Origin of the sequence: Enterococcus sp. DIV1337a (genome assembly GCF_051712285.1) — a bacterium.
GTDB classification, from domain to species: Bacteria; Bacillota; Bacilli; order Lactobacillales; family Enterococcaceae; genus Enterococcus; species Enterococcus faecalis.
The window spans coordinates 1,092,093-1,113,257 of sequence record NZ_JBIOOP010000001.1 but is presented as its reverse complement, the minus strand read 5'-3'; the positions used below and the strand labels follow the sequence as shown (position 1 = coordinate 1,113,257).

Here is a 21,165-nt window from a genome sequence, read left to right as displayed (position 1 = left end):
TCTTCACATTCCTTTGCTTAATTATTATGCTTGATATAAAAGAAAGCCTTTTGGTAAAACCATTATCTGTTCTGAAGCAATTTCGATAGAAGAACTTAGCAAAACTTCTCGATCAGTTCTATCGACAAATTGTGTCTCTTGGCCAGTATTAAAAATCCCATAGATCATCTGTTCCTCGAAACGACAAGCGAGTCTAATCAACCCCGTTTCAAAAGAAGTTCCTGTCCAATTGATTGTTCCACCAGAAAAAACAGCCGCATACTTTTTGCGAAGAGCAATCAATGATTTTACAAATTCCTTCAAATCCAAATCTTGCTGATTTTCCTCCCAAACCATACAACGACGACAATCAGGATCCATATCACCTGTCATACCAATTTCATCGCCATAATAAAGACAAGGGACGCCTGGTTGAATATACGTAAACGCTAATACTTGGCGCATCAACTCTTTATCCTCTTTCGTTTCATGCAATAAGCGCGGTGTATCGTGGGAATCTAAAACATTAAACTGCATTTGGTTCGTTTGTTGTCGATAGAGCATTAACTGGTTGTTCATTTCAGAGAGCATCTTTCCCAATGACAATTCTTGCTTGACAAAGTACCCCATAATCGCATCTGTGTACGCATAATTCATCACTGCATGAAATTCATCTCCTTGGAGCCAGCTTTGTGACGAGTGCCAAATTTCCCCTAAAATATAAAAATCTTCTTTTGCGTCATCACATGTTTGCCGGAATTTTTTCCAGAACGCATGATCCACTTCGTTTGCCACATCTAAGCGCCAAGCATCAATATCATATTCCTCAATCCAAAAACGAGCAATTTCTAAAAGGTAGGCTTGCACCTCTGGATTTGCTGTGTTTAATTTAGGCATATGCGGCGTGAATGCAAAAGTATCATAGGTAATGTTGCTTGCTTCTTCAAAATCAGCACTTTCTTCATAGTTAGCTGGAAACTGATTTACGTGGAACCAATCGGCATAAATTGAGTCCTGGCCATTTTTTAACACATCTTGCCATTGAGGCGAAGTATCCCCCATATGGTTAAAAACGGCGTCCAACATAATCTTGATACCCCGTCGATGACACTCTTCGACTAACCGCTTAAAGGTAGCCCCATCGCCAAAAGCTGGGTCAATTTTTAAATAATCAATCGTATCGTATTTGTGATTAGAAAACGCTTCAAAAATTGGGCAAAAATATAAGCCGTTAACACCTAAATCTTCAATGTAATCAAGATGATCTAGCACCCCTTGCAAATCCCCACCAAAAAAATCTTGTCGATCTGGTCTTTTAGAGCCCCAAGGCAACGTTCCTTCAGAATCATTGGCGGGATCACCATTTGCAAAACGCTCTGGAAATATTTGATACCAAACCGTTTCTTTCACCCATTCAGGTGCTTTAAAACGATCGATTTCATGAAAATACGGCATCCGAAAATAATTATTCGCCCGCTCTAAATACTTTTCTTCTAAAGGATAAATGCCGTGTTCGCCATAAAACGCCGTCAAACCATCCGTCCCCACTAAAGTAAAAGCATATGAAAGGCGTTTAAATTTTGCACTCAATGCAATAAACCAGTAATCATATAACTCCGTAGATACTAATTTCTCCATGGTTAACGACTGTTGGTACCACTTTTCTTTTCCTAAAAGATAAGGATCTCCTTGCACTAATTGGACAGAGGCAATGTCGTCTTTGGCCGTACGCAAACGAATATGCATTGTTTCTGCTGTATAAAGATAAGCAAATTCACTTTCTGGACGATGGTAGATTGCAGCAGTGTTCATTTAATTCTCTCCTTTAATTGTCACTTTTCGTGTATTTTCTCATACTCGAACACATTTTAGCGCAAACGATTGCATTTGTATACCCTTTTTTATTTTTTTATTTAAAATGCTTAATTAGTGGTATACACCACTTTAAACAAACAGTATGTTATTTATAATAAAAAAACTTTTTTAACTTTCTCGATGAAAAACACTTGATTATTTCCGCAATCGGTTGCATAATAAGACTTGTAAAAAATAATTTTTGGAGGGTTCAAAAATGAAAGTGAATTGGAAAAAGATTTTAATGGGCAGTATCCTTTTAAGTGCTTCCGCAGTTTTACTTACTGCCTGTGGTGGCGCAGAAAAAACGAAAGCCGAAAATGAAAGCGGTTCAACAAATAAAGCAGCTGGTGACGTAAAATTATGGGTTGATACTGAATATATGGGTGTCTTTAAAAAAGTTGTCGCCGATTTTGAAAAAGAATACCCTGATATTAAAGTTAACTTAACTGCTGGCAATTCGGCAGATGCTAAAAAAGACATTGCGAAAGACCCTAAAGCAGCCGCAGATGTTTTCATGATGCCACATGATCAAATTGGTCAAATGGCAGAAGCTGGTCTGATTTACCCTAACACAAAATATGAAAAAGAAGTCAAAGAAAACAATATTGACTCGGCAGTCGAAGGGGTCACTTGGAAAGACAAAGTCTATGCCTACCCTTATGCCGTAGAGTCACAAGTTCTTTATTATAACAAAGATACGTATTCTCCAGAGGAAATCAAAACTTGGAAGTCTTTAACTGAAAAAGGCAAAATCGGCACCAATTTTGGTGAAGATGGCGCAAATTATATCTTCGGTCCTCTATTTATGAGTAATGGCGATTACTTATATGGTGAAAATGGCGAAGATCCAAAAGGTACCAACTTTAATAATCAACAAGGCATTGAAGTATTACAATGGATTGCCGATCAAAAAAATAATCCTGGTGTGATCCAATCAAATACAGAAGCATTATCTAACCTAGGTTCTGGTAAAACGGATGCCTTCCTTTCTGGCCCTTGGTCTAAAAACGATGTAGAAAAAGCTCTTGGCGACAAAATGGGGGCTGCTGCCTATCCAACCATTGATTTTGGCAATGGCGAAAAACAAATGAAAGCTTTCTTGGGCGTTCGTAGTTTTGCTGTCAACCAACAAACACAAGCACCATTGGCCGCAATGACATTAGCAAACTATTTAACAAGCGAAAAATCACAAATGACTTACTTTAAAGAAATCGGTTTTGTCCCTTCAAACAAAAAATTACAAACAAACGAAGAAATTACACAAGATACTGTTGCAAAAGCTATCTTAGAAATGGCGCAACCAACCCACTCTGTGGTAATGCCAAAAATCCCAGAAATCGTTTCATTCTGGCCTGCGATGGATGCAGTGATTAATGATACGTACAAAGGCAATATCAAACCTGCGGATTATCAAGCAAAATTAGATAAATTAGTCCAAGACACATCAAAAGAAGCAAAAGAATAAAAAGAGTAAAGAAATGGGACGAGCTTCAATCTGCTGTCCCATTTCCTCTATCTTTTTTATTTAAGTAGAAAGTGAGTGAACGAAGATGTTCAAGAAAAAGAAAGCCCAGACGTCATTTCGAGAGGTCTTTAACAAAGGCGACTTTGCTACAAAACTATCTTTTTTAGTTATGGGTGCTGCAAACTTTGCCAACAAGCAGTGGTTAAAGGGAATCATCTTTTTAACAGCTGAAATTGGCTTTATCTATTGGTTAATCCGTAACGGTTTCCACGCATTAATGATGCTAGGAACACTAGGGACCCAACAGCAAGGATTAGTATATGATGATTCTTTAGGGATTGAAGTTCTAAAAGAAGGCGATAATTCAATGCTTTTATTATTATTCGGAATTGCAGCAATTTTAGTCTGTTTATCGCTAATCATTTTATATGTAATCAATTTAAAAAGCGCCCGTCACCTGTATGAATTAAAGACAGCTGGTAAAAAGATTCCAACAACTATGGATGATCTACGTAGCTTGCTAAACGAACGTTTCCATGCAACCTTAATGACGATTCCCTTACTAGGTGTTCTTTTCTTTACCATCTTGCCGTTGTTGTATATGATTTCAATTGCCTTTACCAACTACGACCATAACCATTTGCCACCGAAAAACCTCTTTACTTGGGTTGGATTGGCAAATTTAGGCAATGTAATCACAGGCGATATGGCTTCAACGTTCTTTCCTGTGCTTGGCTGGACCTTGATTTGGGCTGTTTTTGCAACCGCAACTTGTTTCTTCTTTGGAATCATTTTAGCCTTGCTTATCAATACAAAAGGTTTAAAATATAAAGCGTTTTGGCGAACTATTTTTGTTATCACGATGGCCGTACCTCCGTTTGTTTCACTTTTAATTATGCGAAACCTCTTAAATGGTTCTGGGCCTATCAATGCTCTCTTATTAAACTGGGGCTTAATTGATTCTTCTATCCCCTTCTTAACAGATCCGAATTGGGCAAAATTAACCATTATTGTTGTCAATATGTGGATTGGTATTCCTGCTACGATGTTAATCTCTACAGGGATTATCCAAAATCTTCCAGAAGATCAAATCGAAGCAGCTAGAATTGACGGCGCCAATAAATGGCAAATTTTCAAAAGTATAACGTTTCCACAAATTCTATTTGTGATGACCCCGGCGCTGATTCAACAATTTATTGGCAACATCAATAACTTCAATGTCATTTATCTATTAACGGGCGGCGGTCCAGCCAATTCTAACTTCTACGGTGCAGGCTCAACTGACCTTTTAGTTACCTGGTTATACAAATTGACTGTCGATACAATGGATTACAATTTAGCCTCTGTGATTGGTATTTTAATCTTCATTCTCTCCGCAGTCTTTAGTTTAATTGCCTATACACGGACGAATTCATTTAAGGAGGCGTAACTTATGGCTAAAGCAAAAAGTTACCAGAAAAAACAACGCACTGCACTTACCAGCGTTTACATCATTCTAACCATTTTAGCAGTTTTTTGGATGTTCCCCATTGTGTGGATTATCTTAACAAGTTTTCGTGGCGAAGGCGGTGCATTTGTTCCCTATATCATTCCCAAAACATTCACTTTAGAAAACTATAAAGTATTATTAACAAATCAGACTGGCAACTTCCCCTTTGTCCGTTGGTTTTTAAACACCTTGTTCGTTTCCATCGCAAGCTGTCTGTTATCAACTTTTATTACAATCGCAATGGCTTATGCGCTGTCACGGTTGCGTTTTCGCTTAAGAAAACCATTTTTAAAAGTGGCGCTTGTCTTAAATATGTTCCCTGGTTTTATGAGTATGATTGCTGTTTACTATATTTTAAAAGCCTTAAATTTAACTGAAAGTTTATTCGCTTTAATTCTGGTTTACTCTGCAGGCTCGGCGCTAGGTTTTTACATCGCCAAAGGGTTCTTCGATACCATTCCGATGGCTTTAGACGAATCTGCTATGATTGACGGTGCCAACAAGTGGCAAATTTTCACAAAAATTACGTTGCCATTGTCGAAACCAATTATTGTCTATACTTCTCTAACCGCCTTCATGGGCCCTTGGATGGATTTTATTTTCGCAAAAGTTATTATGGGTGATAAAGTTGAAAATTACACTGTTGCAATTGGTCTCTTTTCGATGATGACCAAATCAACAGCTAATTCACTATTCATGGCTTTTACAGCTGGGTGTGTGCTAATTGCCATTCCAATTACTATTTTATTTATAGTAATGCAACGTTTCTATGTAGAAGGCGTGACTTCTGGCTCTGTCAAAGGCTAGAAAAAAACATCGTTTGGTTTATAGCCAAACGATGTTTTTTATTTTTTGGGGTTGTTTTCCTTACACGTTTTTCTTCGTAGCGCTTGATAATTGGACAAAATTTTCATGACCGCCAAGAAGTGTTGATTGACTTCTTGATAATCCTCTAACGAAAGAACACTAAGCGTTTCAGATAATTGCTGTTTTACTTGATTTTCTTTTTGCTTAAAAAGCTTCTCGCCTTCTTTTGTCGTATAGACATTAACCATGCGGCGATTTTCCTGATTATGGCGACGTTGAACGATCGCTCGTTCTTCTAACCCCGCAATGGAGCGACTCACTTGAACTTTTGACGTTCCTACTTGGTTAGCCAATTCCGTCATACTGATTCCTTCATTCGTTGCCACAATTAATAAAATTAACATGTCTAACTTTGTTAATTTTAGATCTTCCAAGTCTAGGTCTTTAAAAAGCAATTGGCTCATATATGAAAAAATTTCAGTAAAGACACTAATATCTAAATTTGACGAATGCTTCTCTTTATCCATATGTTCTCCCTCGTTTCCCACCTAGTGTATACTAAACTCACTTGATTATCAAATGGTAATGATTGATTTTTGTTAACTATTATGTTACGTTATACACTAACTTAAGGTTGTGTTGTTGATAAATTGGAAGAAGGATGCGAAAAACATGCTAGAACTCAAAGAGATAAAAAAATATTATACTGTCGGCGGAACGACCACTAAAGCTTTAGATGGCGTCTCTGTCGCTTTTCGAAAACAAGAATTTGTAGCAATTCTGGGTCCCAGCGGCTCTGGTAAAACGACGATGTTGAATGTGATTGGCGGATTGGACAATTACGATTCTGGTGACTTAATCATTAACGGCAAATCAACAGAAAATTTTAAAGAAGCCGACTGGGATGCGTATCGGAATAACTCAATTGGTTTTATTTTTCAAAGTTACAACTTAATTAGTCATCAAGGGATTTTGGATAATGTCGAGCTTGGTATGACACTAAGTGGTATTTCAAAAGCAGAAAGACGCCAAAAAGCCGAAGATGCACTCATCCGTGTCGGTTTAAAAGACCATATCCATAAAAAGCCTTCCCAATTATCTGGTGGTCAAATGCAACGGGTTGCCATTGCTCGTGCTTTAGCTAATGATCCCGATATTTTACTTTGTGACGAACCAACTGGTGCATTGGATTCAGAAACCAGCCTACAAATTATGGCACTTATCCAAGAACTTTCGAAAGAAAAATTAGTCATTATGGTGACCCACAACCCTGAATTAGCTCATGAATACGCTGATCGAATTATTGAATTTTCAGATGGCCAAATTCGTCATGACTCGCGTCCTCATATTGAACATGAAAAAAAAGAACCTTTCGAATTGAAACGCACCAAAATGAAATTCACGACTGCGCTGCGTTTGTCTTTTAATAATATCCGCACTAAAAAAGGGCGAACTTTTTTAACCGCCTTTGCTTCAAGTATCGGAATTATCAGTATCGCGATTGTCCTTTCTCTTTCAACAGGATTCCAGAAACAAATTGATAAAACTCAGTCGGAAACGTTAGCGCAATTTCCGATTACCATTTCTAAAATAGCGACAGATCAAGATCCAGAAAGTTTCAATAATCAGGACAAAAAAGGCACCTTCCCCAAAGAAAAAGAAGTGACTGCTAAAATCAGCGATGCGGACCGTGCGCAACACACGAATTTAATTGACCAAAAATTTATTGACTATGTCAATCACATTGATCCTGAATTAAGTAACAATATTGGCTATACTCGTCTAGTCAATATGAACTTATTAAGAGAAATCAACGGGAAAGCACAAACGGTCAAATTTTCAAACGATGCACCTGACGGCCAATCAAACGCGATGGCTTCCATGATGGCTGCCCAAACTGGCGTCGGCGTTTCTGCTTTTCCTAAACAACTAGAAAACGGAAAAAACAATTTCTTAAAAGACAATTACTCGTTGCTTGAAGGAAATTATCCAGAAAAAGAAACCGATGTCGTTTTAATCGTCGATAGTAACAATACCACCAATATTAATGCCTTAAAAAATCTTGGCTTTGACGTGAAAGATAATCAAAAGATTGCCTTTTCAGACATTGTCGGTACAAAAATGAAGTTAGCCAATAATAATGCATTTTACACCAAATTACCGACAGGCAACTTCATTCCTAACCAAGATTTGCAAGCTGTTTACAATAATCCAGAAAATACCGAATTAACAATTTCAGGGATTTTGCGAATTAAAGATTCATCAACAATGAATCTATTAGCACCTGGGATTGCTTATAGCGATGCACTTTCAACTAATATGATTGCCAAAAACAAAACGTCTGACATTGTCAAAGCGCAAGAAGCTAGCAACACTAACGTTATGACCAACGAAACATTAGATGCTTCCGCTAAAGAAAACCTGTTGTCTTATTTAGGAGCGAATGAAATTCCTTCAAGTATTATGATTTATCCAAACGATTTCAAATCAAAAGATAAAATTCTTGATTATTTAGATGCTTATAACAAAGGAAAAGATAAAAAAGACCAAATCATCTATTCTGATTTAGCTGGAACGATGACCCGCTTAACAGGTGGTTTAATGGATGCCATCACCTATGTGCTGATTGCATTTGCTGGGATTTCCCTTGTCACAAGTATGATTATGATTGGGATCATCACCTATACTTCTGTCATTGAGCGGACCAAAGAAATCGGTATTCTGAAAGCGCTAGGGGCTCGTAAAAAAGATATTACCCGTGTGTTTGATGCCGAAACCGCTATTTTAGGCGTTGCCTCTGGCATTCTTGGTGTTGTGATTGCCTTTCTCGCAACATTTCCAATCAACGCAGTACTCTATAACCTGACTGATTTAGAAAATGTTGCCACCCTAAATCCAATTCACGGGATTATTTTGATTGTAATTAGCACAATCTTAACCATGATTGGTGGCCATATTCCTGCCCGAATGGCAGCGAAAAAAGATGCGGCAGTTGCTTTGCGTGCAGAATAAATAACAAAAAACAATCCTTTAATTTCTCTTAAAGGATTGTTTTTTATTTGTAATTTTTATAAAACCTCCGTATACTAAATGATTGTGAACACTTAATAAAAGGAAACGAGGTAATTTCATGTTAAAAAAACCATTTTTACTATTTTTTTCACTTTTAGGAGCTATTTTTATTTTAGCTAGTTGCGGCATAGGAAAAGATGCTGTCACAGATACTAAGTACAAAGTTAGTTTGCAGCAAGCTGCTGAAATCTACGAAAAAGAAGCTGGCAACAAACCATTAGTAAATGTCCAATTTGATACAAAACCAGATAGTGACTACAGCTATATCTTTACCAATGAGACAGAAACACTTTACGTGAATCCTGAAACAGGAAAAGTCACCAAAAATACTGAAACAAATCAACTTGGCGAAAATGAGACAACCTTTTCAGCTGCTGAAGTCAAAGAATTAGGCGCTGTTAACGACGTCTTAGCCAAAGCAAAAAAAGAAGTTGGAGGACTTTCTCCACGTATTTTGACTTGGAAGTTAGCCAAAAATAACAACAAACTTATTTATACAGTAGATGTTAAAACGACTACCGCAGATGAAAAAGTTAACATAGATGCCAATAAATAAGCACATGCGCATATCTTATCGCTAAATAACCAAATTTTATACTAATCTATGGGACAGAACCTACGCTTTCGGAAATCCTAACATTTCTCGAAGCCAATCGTTTTGTCCCAATTTCATTCTTTTAAGTAATAATAATTGTCCGTTACTCCTGCTACCGTTATACTTAGTTTAAAATAAATGATGGGAGTATCAAATCATGGTTTATACAGTTGATTTTAAAGAAGTAACTACTATTGGTTTAGAAAGTTCACCAGTAGCACCTGCTCTTGCTGGACTAAGAGCGAATGAAGCTCGCTATTTTTGGAATAAATACAAACATCGCTTTACGACCGTCCCTGCCTCTGAAGCCCCAGAAACATTGGCCTGGATTGAAAAAATTTTATTAGAACGAGAATTACATTTCCCTTACAAGCCACTTGAAATTTCTTCTTTCACTTTAGATGGCATAAAAATGGCCTATGTATTTTATGAAAACGGCTTAACAGTTAACGTGATGTACACATTAGCTGATGAAGGCAAACGCGCCGTTGGGTTTAAACTTTCAGATGGTATGGTAATTCCTGCAGAATTTGAAGGAAAATTCAAATTTGCTCGTCAAAAATCAAAATTAGCTGGAACCATTCGTGGCTCTTATTTTGTCATTAAAGGAACCTATTAAAAAAATGCTTTTGCCCTTATTATTAAAGGCAAAAGCATTTTTTTATTTTAATTCTTCAATATAGTTAAATACTTGTTGTCCAGCAATACCGCCTTCACCGACCGCTGTCGTGATTTGACGCAATGTTTTTTCACGGACATCACCAATGGCATAAACACCAGGAATTTTTGTTCTCATTTCTTGGTCTGTTTCAATCCAACCAGCCTCATTCGTAATACCAGCTTTCTTAAATGGTTCTGTTAATGGATCTAGCCCCACATAAATGAACACGCCGTTTGCTTCAATTTCAGAAACTTCATCTGTTTTGACATTTCGTGCTTTCACACCTGTCACGACCATTTCATTGCCAACAATTTCTTCGACAACTGTATCCCAAACAAAGGAAATCTTTTCATTTGCAAAGGCACGATCTTGAATGATTTTTTGCGCACGCAATTCATCACGACGGTGAACAATCACTACTTCAGAAGCAAATTGTGTTAAATAGATTGCTTCTTCAACTGCAGAATCGCCACCACCAACAACTACTAAGCGTTTATTTTTAAAGAAGGCACCGTCACAAACGGCACAATAAGAAACACCACGACCAGCAAATTCTTCTTCGCCTTTTACACCCAATTTTCGGTGTTCACAGCCTGTCGCTATAATTACCGCTTTAGCTTCATAAGATTTGTCATCACAAATCACTTCTTTATAGGATCCGTGGTCTTCAATGCCCATCACAATGCCATACGCATTTTCCGTACCAAATTTCTCTACATTTTCATACATTTTATAGGCCAATTCTGGACCCATAATAGAATCAAAGCCTGGGTAATTCTCTACCTCAGCAGTGTTGTTCATTTGCCCACCAGGCGCACCGCGTTCAATCATCAATACAGAAAGATTGGACCGTGATGCATAAAGTGCTGCCGTCATCCCAGCAGGACCGGCACCAATGATAATTACATCATACATTTTATTTCCCCCAAAATTTTAAGTAAGTTTACTTTACTCCTTAAACAATTTCTTGTCTACTTTTCTGCCCTTTTTTGACATTCGGAGTAGGTGTGTCTATTACGTAAGTTATTGTACCACGGTTTTGTGTTTTCTAGGAGGGGGAAAAGAAAAGTTTAAAAATAACAATCACAACGAATCATTTATTTTTAGAAGCCGTTGTACTGCCGCATCAGAGAATTCTTCTTTATCATTTTTTATGCATTCTTGTTGATTTTGCCCTTGTGGAACAAAACGAAATACTGTAAATGATGCAGATAACGTATCAGGATTACTAATCCGATGAAGACTATTATGCATCCGAATAAGTTCTCCTTCTGCACAAATTCTTGAAACAATTTGCTGATTTTCTACCTCTTCTATTTTCACTTTTCCCGACTGCACAAGTAAAACTTCCTCGATTTCGTGATGCTTATGCCAACCTTGCACAGTTTTTCCTGGCAAGCTATTTATATGTATTTCAAACTCTGGAAATAGAAAATAATTTACTTCTGTTCCATCTGGCTTTTTACGAAAGATGGCCTCGTCTCTTGTTAAAATTTCTATATATTTCTGTAACATGGCAGGCTCCTTTTAACTTTTTTTATAGCCGAAAGCTATTCTTTCAAACTAAGTTCTTTCAAACTAAGTTTGAAGCTACTTTCTAAAAATTCGAGTTCCTTTAAATATACTTTTATCACCATTTGAAAATCACTTTTTTTAAACACTTGACTGTTCAGTATTAATCTTTACTAATCCATCTGTTCTATCGGAAAAAATATAGTATTTCCAATTATCTGAGAGCTTATTATCCAACTTCAAAGGAAAATCAGTCAATACACAAGCCCACATACCTAACATCAGAAACATTTCTGCTTTCCTCAAGCACCGCTATGGTATACATTAACCTTACCACTAACATTATAGTATCAAGTTTTAATCATATGTAGATTTTAAAAAAATTGATAGCACCCTTTTAACAATATTTATAGCGGGACAAATCATCTCACTTTTCTGGTATTCAGACCTGCTACTCTATTCGATATTTATTTGAATTGAAATGCTTTCTCTAAATTTAATTTAAATTCTACCTTATAAGTTTACAAAAACAACCTCCAAAAATTGTGTTTTTCACATACAACTTTTGGAGGTTAAAATACCTTGTCTCAGCCTATTCCTCGGCGTTTTTCCATACTTATCATTTTCTTACTTCTCTAAATAAAACTCGAATCGACTTCCTGCATACTGCGTACGAACATATTCAAAAGGTAGTCCGTTTTCAAAATAGGATACTTGGCGCACACGCAGAATCGCATCGCCTCGTTTAATCTCTAAATATTCTGCGATCTGCTCCGATGCTTGAACAGCAGAAATCGTTTGGTTAGAGTGGCCAATTTTGTGGCCGGATTTGGCTTCAAGTGTTTTATAAAAGGAGTTCGTGATTTCAGATTTGCCATATTCCGAGACCAATGAATAAGGAATGCTCGCCACCTCAAAACAAATCGGAATGTCATCCGCAAAACGAATTCTTTCCATTCGTAAAATTGAATCTTCTGGACCTAGTTGTAATTTTTCCATCTCACTAGAACTAGGTTTCGCTACAAAATAAGACACCGTCCGACTAGAAGGAACACGATTTTGAGACAAGGTAATTTCTGTAAAACTAGTGGTACCTGTCATTGTTTCTTGAACTTTCTTACGTGCTACATACGTTCCTGAACCAATTTTTCGTTCTAAAATCCCTTCGTCTGCTAAAGTCTGAATGGCTTGGCGTAAGGTCATTCGACTAACATCAAATTTCAAGGCTAATTCTCGCTCAGAGGGCAAACGATCCCCGATACTCCAGACACCTTTTTCAATATCTTCTTTGATTTTATCGTGAATTTGAATATAAATTGGTATATTTTGAACCATTTACGCTTCCTCCTCTTCGTTCATCTCCTCTTCTATTATAACTGGTATAGACCGTGTAAACAACCAAAAAATGATAAATAAAAGAGGAATTGGAATTTTTATCAAAGTTGGTCTAGTTGCACGCTTTCTTTTTATAACAAAAACATTTGGCTTAGTCAGTAAAAAGTGACCAAGTCAAATGTTTTTAAACGAATTTCTATTAGTTATTATCTTTTTACATTTTCTTCTTTCAACAACTTGTTCGCTGTGGCCATCATCAAACGGATTCGGTTCAACTGATTGACCAAAGATACCCCTGGATCATAATCCACCGGCGCAATGTTTGCTTGCGGATATTGACGTCGTAGCTCTTTCACGACCCCTTTTCCAACAATATGGTTTGGTAAACATCCAAACGGTTGCATACAAACGATGTTATTCACCTCATGTTTTAAGAGCTCAATCATTTCAGCTGTTAAAAACCAACCTTCACCCGTATGATTGCCAATTGATAAAATTTTACTTGCGTCTGCTGCCATATCATAAATGGAATGAAGGCCATCAAAACGGACCGATTTTCTCAATGCCTTATCCATTGGTTTTTCTACCAATTCAATGATTTTTATCGCAAATTCTGCTAAACGTTTGCTTTGTTTTGACATCCCCATATTTTCGTATTTCCAAATTTGATTGTACAAAGAATAGTTCATAAAGCCAACAATATCTGGCACAACTGCTTCAGCACCTTCTTCTTCTAACAAACGCACAATATCATTATTCGCTGTCGGCGAATATTTCACTAAAATTTCCCCGACCACACCGACTTTTGGTTTTTTTATCTCTTGTAAAGGAATTTCATCAAACGTCCGAATAATTTTTTTCATGAAGTGATTAAATTGTGTCAGCGAACCATTCCGGACATTGGCTTCCACTCTTTTTAGCCAATCTTGGTGCAGTTGATCTACCATTCCTTTTTCTGTTTCATAAGGTCTTGTTCGATAAACTACTCGTTCGAATAAGTCACCATATAAAAAGGCAACCACTAAACGTTTGATCATTGGCAACGTAAATTTAAATCCTGGATTGGATTCGACTCCTTTATTGCCCATCGAAACTGAAACTACAGGAACTTGAGAAAAACCAGCATCATTTAAGGCTTTTCGTAATAATGGAATGTAATTCGTTGCGCGACAACCGCCCCCTGTTTGCGTCATTAAGACACTGACATTATCCAAATCATATTGACCACTTTCCAAAGCTTCGACTAGTTGTCCGATAGAAATAATTGCTGGGTAACACGCATCATTATTGACATATTTTAACCCGACATTCACAGCTTCTTTGTCTTGCGCAGGCAAACAGACGACATGATAGCCAGAAGCTTGTAATGCTACATCGACTAATCCAGATTGATGAATCGGGCTAAGCATTGGTAACAGTAAAGTATGTGTTTTTTTCATTTGTTTTGTAAACACAATTTTCTCTGGCTCTTCCATTTGTCTATGCGGAACAAACTGTTGCTTCTCCCGCTCATTGACAGCCGCCTTCAAGGAGCGCAACCGAATACGAATTGCACCCAAATTCGCGCCTTCGTCGATTTTGAGGACTGTATAAATTTTGCCAGACCGATCCATGATTTCTTCTACTTGATCGGTTGTCACAGCATCCAAGCCACAACCAAAGGAATTCAGTTGGACAAGTTCTAAATTTTTCGTCTTAGCCACTACTTTAGCCGCCGCATATAAGCGAGAATGATAGACCCATTGATTCACCACACGTAAATTCTGCACGTCTCCAAGATGGGAGATACTGTCTTCTGTCAAGACATGGAATCCTTCCTGTGTAATGACTTCGGCAATGCCGTGATTAATCTCTGGATCCAAGTGATACGGTCGCCCCGATAAGACAATCCCTCTCTGGCCTTTTTCAGTTAACATGGCTAACGTTTCTTCGCCTTTTTCTTGAATTTCTTTTTTAAAGGCTGTTAATTCTTGATAACCATGATGCAGCGCTGTTTGAATTTCTTCTAAGGAAATCCCTAAATCAGCAAAATTTTCAGCTAAAACTTTGGCAACTGCTGCTTCATTCGCTAAATTAAGATAGGGATTTCGATAATCCACTTGCCCCTCTCTGATGGCATCCACATTATTTCGAATAACATCTGGGTAGCTTTGCACAATCGGACAATTAAAATGATTATCCGCTTCCGCTGTTTCTTGCTGTTCAAAAACGACACCAGGATAAAAGATGATTGGCACTTGCGCATCAATTAATGCTTGAATATGTCCATGCGCCATTTTCGCTGGGTAACAAACCGTATCACTGGGAATCGTTTCAAGGCCTTGTTCATAGATTTGTTTATTAGAACGTGGCGATAATTCGACCCGAAAGCCTAAGTCAGTAAAAAATGTATGCCACAAAGGATAATTTTCATACATGTTTAGGACTCTAGGGATACCCAAGCGCCCACGAAACGCTTTATTTTCCCGCAAAGGTCGGTACTTAAATAACTTGCGGTACTTATAATCAACCAAATTCACTTTGCGTTCTTCTCGTTTAATTTTAATTCGTGCACCACGTTCACAGCGATTTCCCGTAATAAATTGGCGCCCATCTGAAAACACTGTGACCGTTAATTGACAATTGTTTTCACACAAGCCGCAATGAGTAAATTCCTTTTCAGAGGTAAATGCCGCTAACTCTTCTAAAGAAAGAAGCGTGGTTTCTTCCCCAATTTCATAAGCGTCCAAAGCAATCAGCGCTGCCCCATAGGCCCCCATCAAACCAGCAATAGATGGACGAACCACTTCATGACCGCTAATTTTTTCAAAAGCTCTCAAGACCGCTTCATTGTAAAATGTTCCTCCCTGGCAGACAATCTTTGCTCCCAACTCTTCAGGTCGACGAACCTTAATTACTTTATAAATGGCATTTTTGATGACTGAATAAGATAGTCCAGCAGAAATATCGCCGACAGAGGCCCCTTCTTTTTGAACTTGTTTCACTTTTGAGTTCATAAAAACAGTACACCGAGAACCTAAATCAACAGGCGCTTGCGATTCTAAGGCGGCTAAAGCAAAATCCTTCACGTTATAGTTTAAGGATTGCGCAAAGGTTTCAATAAAAGAACCGCACCCAGAAGAACAAGCTTCATTTAATTGAATCGAGGAAAGCACGCCATTTTTAATGGTCATCGCTTTCATATCTTGTCCTCCGATATCCAAAATAAAATCCACACCTGGCTGAAAATGGTTGGCTGCTTTGTAATGGGCCATCGTTTCAACTTCACCAATATCGACTTTTAACGCATTTTTTATTAGCTGTTCTCCATATCCTGTAACAGCCGCTTTTCCGATAAAAACTTCTTCAGGCAGTTGTTGATAAAGTGATTTCAGTACTGTCATGGTGGTTTCTAAAGGTTGCCCTTGGTTATTACCATAAAAAGAAAACAACAAATGGCCATCTTCATCAATCAATGTGACTTTTGTCGTTGTGGAGCCTGCATCAATCCCTAAAAAGGTCACGCCAGTATGTTGAGATAAAGGTTTCTCCGTCGCTTGGGCTTGCGCGTGTCTTTCTCGAAAATCTGCCAGATCTTCTGCGCTGTTAAATAACGGTGGTAACGTGTCGCTCGGCTGTAAATCAGTAGCCTGGCTGTTCACTAAGCGCTGAATTAATTCTTCCAATGTACATTCGGCTGCATCTTCTGAATAAAGTGCTGCTCCCATTGCTACAAACAGTTGCGGTTGTTCTGGAAAAATAACATCTTCTGGCTGAATTGCTAAGGTTTCAACAAACCGTTTTCTCAATTCTGACATGAAAAATAAAGGTCCGCCTAAAAACGCTACTTTACCTTTAATTTTGCGACCAGCAGCTAACCCGGCGATTGTTTGATTAACTACCGCTTGAAAAATACTTGCCGCGATATCTTCTTTTGCTGTTCCTTCATTGATTAAAGGTTGAACATCTGTTTTGGCAAAAACCCCACAGCGGGAAGCAATCGGATAAATGTTTTGATAATTTTCCGCCAATTCATTCACTCCATTGGCATCCGTTTTAAGTAAAACAGCCATTTGATCGATAAAGGCGCCTGTCCCACCTGCACAACTACCATTCATTCGTTGCTCTAAAGCGCCATCAAAAAAAGTGATTTTTGCATCTTCTCCGCCAAGTTCGATAGCAACATCCGTTTCTGGGATCATTGTTTCAACAGTTCGCGTACATGCGATTACCTCTTGAACAAAAGGAATCCCTAATACCTCAGCCAGCCCCATACCACCAGAGCCAGTTATGGTCATTGTCAAAGGTTGATCTGCGCCGACCTTTGATAGCCCTTCTTTTAAAATGCGTTCCGTTGCTGCTTTGACATCTGAAAAATGACGTTCATATTTTGTAAAAATAGGCTGATTTTGTTTATTTAAAAATACTAATTTTACTGTCGTTGACCCAACATCAATCCCTGCTCTCATAACCATCAATTGAAATACCCCTTCATTTCCCAACAGTTTGTTGATTATTATACAAACTGTTTGTTATAATAGATATACCTATTTTAGAAAGGTTCTAAATGATTTGCAACAAGCAATTTACCCTATTTTGTGAGATAAACAACAAAGTTTCCGTGAATGTTGACTATCTCGAAAGGAATTTATGATGGCAAAGAAAACAGACCTTAGAGTACAACGAACCAGAAAAATGATTATTGAAGCTTTTTTTAAACTTGTAGAAACGAAAGGCTACGAAGCGGTAACGATTCAAGATATTGCTAATGAAGCTATGATTAATCGTGCGACTTTTTATGCTCATTTTAAAGACAAACAGCATTTATATGATGCAATCTTCACCTTTACGCTTAGTGCTTTTACCGCTATTCTTGATTCGCAACAACTGGTTAATGGTAACCGCGTCCGCGTGAAGCACATTGAAGAACTTCTGACGCAACTCTACATTAATATTCAAGAGAACAAATCTTTCTTCTTAACTATCACGGACAATAATTTCAACGAACACTTTCGAAAACGCTTAGCTGAAATTATCGAAGAAAAATATGCGACGATTTTTTCGCAGTTGCGAATTACCGAAAATGATATTGATGTGCCAATAGATTTTGTTATTGAATACATGACCTCTATCTTCATCGGTACGCTTCATTGGTGGATTACTAGCGAGACGGATATGACACCCAACCATTTAGCCCAATTAGTTATCAAATTAGTTGGTAATGGGCATTTAACTGTCTTAGGCATTGAATTAGAAAAATAAAAACACCGGAGCCGACAATAATTTTGTCTGCTCTGGTGTTTCTGTTAAAGATGAGTTAGTTTTTTGAGCGCCATTTGATGTTGTGGGCTGTATTTCTTGAAGAAGTAACTTTAACGCCACTTTTAATGTTGCCTTTTTTACGTGGAATTAAGTCAACTTTGACATCATACTTACCATCACGCGCTAAATCATAAACATTTTCAACTATTTCTGTAATTTTTTCTTTAAAGTTCATTCTTATCAACTCCAGACTATTCTTTCTTAATACTTTAGCATATTCTTATATAAATGAAAACTTTTCTAGCCTGTACATGAGGAAAATCTTACCTCTTTTTTGTTATATAATTATACAAAAAAAGAACATCTCTCTACCAGAAATGTTCTGAAAACTGGGGTAGCTGGATTCGAACCAACGCATGACGGAGTCAAAGTCCGTTGCCTTACCGCTTGGCTATACCCCAAAAAGAAAATGGAGGAAAGTGGATTCGAACCACTGAACCCTAAGGAACGGATTTACAGTCCGTCGCGTTTAGCCACTTCGCTATTCCTCCAAAAAGTCATTGTCGCTGTAACGACCTGACTTAGTTATAATACAATCTTTTCCAGAAAAAAGCAACCCTTTTTTTAAAAAAATTGTTATTTATTTTTTATTCACTTAAATTCCATTGACGAATAATTGTTTCAAAGGCTTCGTCCAGATTTTTTGCTGTACCTTCTTGCTTGCCATCAATTTCAATGATGAATTTTTTATCATTTTGCGGAATGACACGACCGATTTCTTTTTTACCAATAAATAATTTGTTCATTAAAACGTTCGCTCCATTATATTGAGCTTTTTCTTCTTCAACACGTACTTCAATATCTTTATTCTTTTTTGACATCTCTATCCCTCCAAGAACTCTATGTTATCAGAATCTTTGAAACAAAACAAGCACTCACTATTTCTCTGTCAGATTGTTCGTTTATCGTTTCAATGCAGCATTAAGGAGTAACGAAATGCGATTCGCTACTCCTTAAAGACTGATTTCTATTCTTTTTCTGAGCCTTCTGTCGCATGATAGTTCACGCTATTTGAGGTACCTTTTTTAGAAAAGTTTTCAATTAGCTCTTTCACATCAAGGCCCGTTGTTTCTTTTAGTGTTTCTTGTGTACCAGCCAACAAGTTTGTTGCATAGTTGGTAATACGGTTGGCGCCAGAATTTTCGCCACCTGCGCCTGTATCTACCACTGAAATCTTGTCGATGTTGCCCAATGGTTGTGCCGCTTCTTTCATTAATTGTGGCAACATTTCCATCACCATACTTAACACAGCTGCTTCACCATATTCCTTGAAGGCATCAGCAATCTTTTGTTTGGCTTCGGCTTCCGCTGCACCACGAGCTAAAATAGCTTCGGCTTGCGCTTGACCTGTTAAACGCGTTTTGTTGGCTTCCGCTTCGGCTAATGCTTCAACTTTGAAGCGTTCTGCTTCGGCTTCTGCCACTTCACGTGCTTTTTGTGCAAGGGCTTCTTGTTCGCGTGCGTAACGATCTGCATCGGCTTTTTTCTTCACTTCTGAGTCGTATTGTTTTTCACGACGCGTAATTTCTTTTTCTTCTAACTCAATTTGTTTTTGACGTTCAACGACTTTGACTTCCATTTCTTGTTCAACCACGTGTTGTTGTGCACGCGCGCTTTCCAAGTTATAAGCTTGGTCTGCTTTGGCTTTGGCAATGTCTTGTTCTTGTTTGTATAACGCTAATTTCAATTCTTTTTCTTTTGAAGCTTCTGCGATTTCTGTTTGACGTTGCAATTCTGCTTGTTGTGATTCTTTTTCAGCTTCCGCTTTTTTGATACGAGTTTCTTTCAAGGCTTCTGCTTCAGCAATATCTGCATCACGTTTAACTTGCGCGATTCTTGGTTTCCCTAATGAATCCAAGTATCCATTTTTATCACGAACTTCTTTAATTGTGAACGACACAATAACTAGGCCCATTTTAGCTAAGTCAACACTGGCAACTTCTTGCACACTTTGGCTAAATTTATCACGGTTTTGGTAAATTTCTTCCACTGTCATTGAACCTAAAATCGAACGTAAATGTCCTTCTAATACTTCACGTGCTTCATTTTCTAATTCTTCCGTTGTTTTTCCTAAAAATTGTTCCGCTGCTGTCGCAATTTCTTCAACCGATGAACCAATTTTAATGATTGATGTCCCATCACACATCACAGGAACCCCTTGTTCTGTGTACACTTCTGGTGTAGAAACATCTAATTTACTTGAAAGCAAACTAATTCGATTCGAACGTTGGAACACGGGTAAGACAAACGCACCACCGCCACGAACGATTTTAATTTTGTTGCCACCTTCGTCCACATGAACATTTTTAGAGCCTAGATAGCTCCCGCTGATAATTAACGCCTCATCAGGTTTGGCTGTCTGATATTTAGAAACAAACACAATTAATAACATTAATAATACTAAAACTGCAATAATAATCGGTAACAAAATCCCCATTTTCTTCTCTCCTACTCTATATTTTTAGACTGCCTTCGTAAGGAATGACATAACAAACCCGTTCTTTCAATTCAATAATCAATACCTCACTACCACTTGGCGCAGCTACTACTTGTGGCACATAAAATGCTGCTGGTCGACTTAACGAACCTGTAACACTCTTCAATTGAATCTCGCCCATTCCTTGGACAGGAATTGGAGTAATCACAGTAGCAACACGACCTTCCATGTCTTTTTCCGAAATAGAAATTGTGGCCTCCGAATTTTTCAAAGGGACCAACAAATAAAAATTCAGGAAGAAAACAATAATAGTTGAAAGAATACCACTGACCATTAAAATAAGCCAACTATTCACCGCTGTTAATTCTTCCCCAAGGTACCCAAACAGCGAGGTAAAAGCAATCCATGGAATAATCAGCATTGGGTCCACCGGTCCATCAAAATTAAAAACATCCCCAAAAATAATTAGTAAAAAAGCGAGGACCGCGCTCCCCACTAATACATAAAAATAAACCGTTTCCAATGGTAGACCTTCTAACACTTTTCCCACACTCCTTTCTGTGCTATAACCTAGTAATAGTGTACCAATTTTTAAATAAAAAGAGTAGTAATTTCCAAATAAATCTCAAAAGATACATCTTAAGACCTATTTTTG

Annotated in this window: 17 protein-coding genes and 2 tRNA genes; 7 read left to right on the top strand and 12 right to left on the bottom strand. The window is 37.7% G+C overall.

The genetic code is table 11. From position 1 onward, the window contains the following. Positions 1-24: 24 nt before the first annotated feature. Positions 25-1,791: a glycoside hydrolase family 13 protein gene (locus IGL49_RS05455; protein ID WP_104854586.1), complete on the bottom strand. Its 1,767-nt coding sequence runs from the start codon at positions 1,789-1,791 to the stop codon at positions 25-27. A gap of 259 nt (positions 1,792-2,050) precedes the next feature. Here IGL49_RS05455 and IGL49_RS05450 point away from each other — a divergent pair, with 259 nt between their 5' ends. The 3 genes from IGL49_RS05450 (at position 2,051) to IGL49_RS05440 (ending at position 5,597) form a co-directional block, all read left to right on the top strand. Beyond that, positions 2,051-3,301, top strand: coding sequence for an extracellular solute-binding protein (locus IGL49_RS05450; protein ID WP_104854587.1), 1,251 nt, complete (start codon positions 2,051-2,053; stop codon positions 3,299-3,301). Between the two features lie 85 nt (positions 3,302-3,386). Next, on the top strand, positions 3,387-4,730 hold the full coding sequence (locus IGL49_RS05445; protein ID WP_104854588.1) for a carbohydrate ABC transporter permease: 1,344 nt from the start codon (positions 3,387-3,389) through the stop codon (positions 4,728-4,730). A gap of 3 nt (positions 4,731-4,733) precedes the next feature. Next, complete coding sequence (locus IGL49_RS05440) at positions 4,734-5,597, top strand: sugar ABC transporter permease (protein WP_002369496.1); 864 nt, start codon at positions 4,734-4,736, stop codon at positions 5,595-5,597. A gap of 38 nt (positions 5,598-5,635) precedes the next feature. Here the strand turns inward: IGL49_RS05440 and IGL49_RS05435 are convergent, their stop codons facing one another. Beyond that, positions 5,636-6,145, bottom strand: a complete 510-nt coding sequence (locus IGL49_RS05435; RefSeq protein ID WP_174108226.1) for a MarR family winged helix-turn-helix transcriptional regulator — start codon at positions 6,143-6,145, stop codon at positions 5,636-5,638. A 124-nt stretch (positions 6,146-6,269) separates the two neighbouring features. Between IGL49_RS05435 and IGL49_RS05430 the strand changes: the two genes are divergently transcribed. The 3 genes from IGL49_RS05430 to IGL49_RS05420 all read left to right on the top strand — a co-directional run bounded on the left by IGL49_RS05430 (position 6,270) and on the right by IGL49_RS05420 (position 9,883). Beyond that, positions 6,270-8,609, top strand: a complete 2,340-nt coding sequence (locus IGL49_RS05430; RefSeq protein WP_104854590.1) for an ABC transporter ATP-binding protein/permease — start codon at positions 6,270-6,272, stop codon at positions 8,607-8,609. Positions 8,610-8,727: 118 nt separating this feature from the next. Beyond that, positions 8,728-9,225 carry a PepSY domain-containing protein gene (locus IGL49_RS05425; protein WP_104854591.1) on the top strand — a complete coding sequence of 166 codons (498 nt, stop codon included), beginning with the start codon at positions 8,728-8,730 and terminating at the stop codon, positions 9,223-9,225. 196 nt (positions 9,226-9,421) lie between these two features. Continuing rightward, positions 9,422-9,883, top strand: coding sequence for a phage tail protein (locus tag IGL49_RS05420; RefSeq protein WP_104854592.1), 462 nt, complete (start codon positions 9,422-9,424; stop codon positions 9,881-9,883). 42 nt (positions 9,884-9,925) lie between these two features. Here IGL49_RS05420 and trxB read toward each other — a convergent pair whose 3' ends face one another. The 4 genes from trxB to IGL49_RS05400 form a co-directional block, all read right to left on the bottom strand. Next, entirely contained in the window at positions 9,926-10,840 is a 915-nt protein-coding gene (gene trxB / locus IGL49_RS05415) for a thioredoxin-disulfide reductase (RefSeq protein WP_002357780.1), read from the bottom strand. Positions 10,841-11,008: 168 nt separating this feature from the next. Continuing rightward, a complete protein-coding gene (locus tag IGL49_RS05410; RefSeq protein WP_002366591.1) occupies positions 11,009-11,440 on the bottom strand; it encodes a cupin domain-containing protein in 432 nt (143 codons plus the stop codon). 624 nt (positions 11,441-12,064) lie between these two features. Further along, on the bottom strand, positions 12,065-12,772 hold the full coding sequence (locus IGL49_RS05405; RefSeq protein WP_104854593.1) for a GntR family transcriptional regulator: 708 nt from the start codon (positions 12,770-12,772) through the stop codon (positions 12,065-12,067). Positions 12,773-12,978: 206 nt separating this feature from the next. Next, positions 12,979-17,226: a 2-hydroxyacyl-CoA dehydratase gene (locus tag IGL49_RS05400; protein WP_104854594.1), complete on the bottom strand. Its 4,248-nt coding sequence runs from the start codon at positions 17,224-17,226 to the stop codon at positions 12,979-12,981. Positions 17,227-17,401: 175 nt separating this feature from the next. On the opposite strand from IGL49_RS05400, the gene IGL49_RS05395 reads away from it, so the two are divergent. Next, the gene (locus IGL49_RS05395; protein ID WP_174108224.1) at positions 17,402-18,013 is read left to right on the top strand and encodes a TetR/AcrR family transcriptional regulator; all 612 of its coding nucleotides are present in this window, start codon (positions 17,402-17,404) and stop codon (positions 18,011-18,013) included. Positions 18,014-18,068: 55 nt separating this feature from the next. On the opposite strand, the gene IGL49_RS05390 is transcribed toward IGL49_RS05395, so the two are convergent. The 6 genes from IGL49_RS05390 to IGL49_RS05365 form a co-directional block, all read right to left on the bottom strand. Continuing rightward, positions 18,069-18,248 (bottom strand): hypothetical protein, encoded by a 180-nt coding sequence (locus tag IGL49_RS05390; protein WP_104854596.1) that lies wholly within the window; start codon positions 18,246-18,248, stop codon positions 18,069-18,071. A 154-nt stretch (positions 18,249-18,402) separates the two neighbouring features. Further along, positions 18,403-18,474, bottom strand: a tRNA-Gln gene (locus IGL49_RS05385). Between the two features lie 9 nt (positions 18,475-18,483). Beyond that, positions 18,484-18,564, bottom strand: a tRNA-Tyr gene (locus IGL49_RS05380). A 96-nt stretch (positions 18,565-18,660) separates the two neighbouring features. Beyond that, positions 18,661-18,894 (bottom strand): DUF2969 domain-containing protein, encoded by a 234-nt coding sequence (locus IGL49_RS05375; RefSeq protein WP_002357806.1) that lies wholly within the window; start codon positions 18,892-18,894, stop codon positions 18,661-18,663. 146 nt (positions 18,895-19,040) lie between these two features. Further along, entirely contained in the window at positions 19,041-20,510 is a 1,470-nt protein-coding gene (locus tag IGL49_RS05370; RefSeq protein WP_002357808.1) for a flotillin family protein, read from the bottom strand. Positions 20,511-20,526: 16 nt separating this feature from the next. Next, positions 20,527-21,060, bottom strand: coding sequence for a hypothetical protein (locus IGL49_RS05365; RefSeq protein WP_174108222.1), 534 nt, complete (start codon positions 21,058-21,060; stop codon positions 20,527-20,529). Positions 21,061-21,165: the final 105 nt, after the last annotated feature.

Coding starts and splice junctions, on each gene's coding strand:
- IGL49_RS05455 (WP_104854586.1), bottom strand. CDS start 1,791: ATGAACACTGCTGCAATCTACCATCGTCCAGAAAGTGAATTTGCTTAT.
- IGL49_RS05450 (WP_104854587.1), top strand. CDS start 2,051: ATGAAAGTGAATTGGAAAAAGATTTTAATGGGCAGTATCCTTTTAAGT.
- IGL49_RS05445 (WP_104854588.1), top strand. CDS start 3,387: ATGTTCAAGAAAAAGAAAGCCCAGACGTCATTTCGAGAGGTCTTTAAC.
- IGL49_RS05440 (WP_002369496.1), top strand. CDS start 4,734: ATGGCTAAAGCAAAAAGTTACCAGAAAAAACAACGCACTGCACTTACC.
- IGL49_RS05430 (WP_104854590.1), top strand. CDS start 6,270: ATGCTAGAACTCAAAGAGATAAAAAAATATTATACTGTCGGCGGAACG.
- IGL49_RS05425 (WP_104854591.1), top strand. CDS start 8,728: ATGTTAAAAAAACCATTTTTACTATTTTTTTCACTTTTAGGAGCTATT.
- IGL49_RS05420 (WP_104854592.1), top strand. CDS start 9,422: ATGGTTTATACAGTTGATTTTAAAGAAGTAACTACTATTGGTTTAGAA.
- trxB (WP_002357780.1), bottom strand. CDS start 10,840: ATGTATGATGTAATTATCATTGGTGCCGGTCCTGCTGGGATGACGGCA.
- IGL49_RS05410 (WP_002366591.1), bottom strand. CDS start 11,440: ATGTTACAGAAATATATAGAAATTTTAACAAGAGACGAGGCCATCTTT.
- IGL49_RS05405 (WP_104854593.1), bottom strand. CDS start 12,772: ATGGTTCAAAATATACCAATTTATATTCAAATTCACGATAAAATCAAA.
- IGL49_RS05400 (WP_104854594.1), bottom strand. CDS start 17,226: ATGGTTATGAGAGCAGGGATTGATGTTGGGTCAACGACAGTAAAATTA.
- IGL49_RS05395 (WP_174108224.1), top strand. CDS start 17,402: ATGATGGCAAAGAAAACAGACCTTAGAGTACAACGAACCAGAAAAATG.
- IGL49_RS05390 (WP_104854596.1), bottom strand. CDS start 18,248: ATGAACTTTAAAGAAAAAATTACAGAAATAGTTGAAAATGTTTATGAT.
- IGL49_RS05375 (WP_002357806.1), bottom strand. CDS start 18,894: ATGTCAAAAAAGAATAAAGATATTGAAGTACGTGTTGAAGAAGAAAAA.
- IGL49_RS05370 (WP_002357808.1), bottom strand. CDS start 20,510: ATGGGGATTTTGTTACCGATTATTATTGCAGTTTTAGTATTATTAATG.